Consider the following 2268-nt stretch of genomic DNA (forward strand, 5'->3'; position numbering starts at 1 on the left):
CATCACCTTGCCAAGGTGATGCGCTACCAGCTGCGCTACATCCGCGTGCTCACCCGGCCTTGTGGGCCGATCGGCTTGCGGGACAGAACATTAGCCTATGGGTGGGTGGTAAATGCAAATCGCCTGGAAAACCGGGTGATTCGGGGGTGGGGGAGGGGGCTGGAAACAGAAAAGATCCGGCGGTGGCCGGATCTCGTTCCCACTCCACCATAACGCGCGGGCCGGGGCTTGTGGCAAGACCCCTGCATTGCGCTATAACTGCTGGTCGGAGAGCGATTGGGAGGAGTTTCGATGCGAGTTCTGCTGTCCACGATCGGGTCGCGGGGCGAGGTGCAGCCGATGCTGGCGCTGGGGCTGGAGTTGGCGAGGCTGGGGGCGGCGGTGCGGTTGTGCGCGCCGCCCGACTTCCGGGCCCTCATCGGCGGATTCGGGCTGGAGTTCGTGCCCGTCGGGCCCGAGGTGGCCAAGGCGGGGGCTGCGCGCGGGGCGGTACCGACACCGCAGCAGCGGCGCGACATGATCGCGGGCACGGTGGCCGACCAGTTCGACGCGGTCGGCGCGGCGGCCGCCGACTGTGAATTGCTGGTCGGTTGTGGAGCTTTGCAGATCGCCGCCCGCTCCATCGCCGAGCTGCGTGACATTCCCTACCTCTACGCGGCCTACGCCGCGAATACCCTTCCCTCCGAGCAACTTCCGCCCCCACCTCTGGGTCCCGGCGTCGACACCACCGCCGACAACCTCACCCAATGGAAACAGGATGCCGACCGCTGGAACGCTCTGTGGGCCGAGCCACTCAACGCCCGCCGCACCGCCCTGGGCCTGACCCCGGCCACCGAGGTCCGCGACCACATCTTCACCGACCACCCGTGGCTGGCCGCCGACCCGACCCTCGGCCCTTGGCCCGAACCCGGCACGGATCGGGGGAGCGGCCTCGACGTCTGGCAGCCCGGGGCGTGGATGCTGCGCGAGCAAGGATCGCTCGCCCCCGAACTCGAAGACTTCCTGTCTGCCGGAGATCCGCCCGTGTACTTCGGTTTCGGCAGCATGCACATGGCCGCCGACACCGGCCGCGCCGCCCTCGACGCCGCGCGCGCGTTGGGACGGCGGGCGGTGATCCTGCGTGGCTGGTCGGGTCTGGACGTACAGGACGACGCCACCGACTGCCTGGTCATCGGCGACGTCGACCACCAAGCCCTGTTTCCGCGCTGCGCCGCCGTCGTGCACCACGGCGGCGCGGGCACCACCACGGCCGTAGCCCGCGCGGGAGTGCCGCACGTGGTGGTCCCGCAGCGCTTCGACCAGTTCTACTGGGCCGACCGGGTCACGGCCTCGGGCATCGGATTCGCCCACACCCCAGGCGAAGTCACCACCCCCACACTGGCCGCAGCACTCGACCACGCCCTCACACCCCAAACCGCCACCCGCGCCCGCGAATTGGCCCCTGCCATCCGCGCCGACGGCGCAACCTGCGCCGCGGAGCGAATCCTCGCGCACGCGTTCTGACGGCGATGCGGGCGCGACCTGACTGCGATGCGCACGCGTCCTGACCATGATGCGGGCGGGCCTGAGGGTGACGTGGGCGAGGCTCGGCGACGATGCGGGCGGGGCCTGAGGACGAGGCGGGCGTGGCTCGGCGACGAGTGGGGCAGTCTGAATTCGAGCGGGTCAGGGCCTGATGGCGGGGAGGCCCGATTACGGCGCGGGCGTGGCCGAGCTGTCGGCCACCGCCTGCGGTTCGGCCACCGGCGCGGCCTGCGCGCGGGAAAGCCGCACGGCCGCAACGCACATGACCACCACCGACAATCCGACGAAAGCGGTCCCGACCGGCCCGCTGCGCAAGCGCTCGTCGAGCACCGTCATCCCCAATACCGCGGCCCCCAGCGGTTCGGCGACCGTGAACGCGGGCAGCGATGCCGACAGCGGCCCCACCTGATAGCCGAGCTGTTGCACGTACAACCCGAGCATGCCGCAGGCGACGAGCACGTACAGCTCCCACCCCGTGAACGCGTTCGTGATGCCGCGCCCGAACTGCTGGGTGACGCTCTCGGTCAGCGCCGCCGAGATGCCGAACAGCAGCCCGGCCGCCGAACCCAGCAACAGCGCTTGCAGCGTCGGCACTTTCACCGTCGTCGCCACCGCGATGGCCGCCACGATCACGCCGATCAGCAGCCCCAGCGGTAGCAGCCAGTGCCGCCACGGCGCGTCCGTCACGCCTTCGGTCGGCTCACCCACCACCAGGAAGCAGGCCAGCGCGATCGACAGTGCCGC

The 2268-nt window shown here is 70.5% G+C and carries 3 protein-coding genes; 2 read left to right on the plus strand and 1 reads right to left on the minus strand.

Annotated elements, in window-relative coordinates:
• Together ACWELQ_RS44100 and ACWELQ_RS44105 are read left to right on the plus strand one after the other, a co-directional pair.
• The coding region (locus ACWELQ_RS44100; RefSeq protein ID WP_452402914.1) for a hypothetical protein at window positions 1-213 on the plus strand (213 nt) is incomplete at its 5' end.
• Window positions 214-291: 78 nt separating this feature from the next.
• The gene (locus tag ACWELQ_RS44105) at window positions 292-1503 is read left to right on the plus strand and encodes a glycosyltransferase (RefSeq protein WP_452402915.1); all 1212 of its coding nucleotides are present in this window, start codon (window positions 292-294) and stop codon (window positions 1501-1503) included.
• A 189-nt stretch (window positions 1504-1692) separates the two neighbouring features.
• Here the strand turns inward: ACWELQ_RS44105 and ACWELQ_RS44110 are convergent.
• The coding region (locus ACWELQ_RS44110; RefSeq protein ID WP_452402916.1) for a DMT family transporter at window positions 1693-2268 on the minus strand (576 nt) is incomplete at its 5' end.

This window comes from Nocardia sp. NPDC004722, assembly GCF_053601505.1.

Coding starts and splice junctions, on each gene's coding strand:
- ACWELQ_RS44105 (WP_452402915.1), top strand. CDS start 292: ATGCGAGTTCTGCTGTCCACGATCGGGTCGCGGGGCGAGGTGCAGCCG.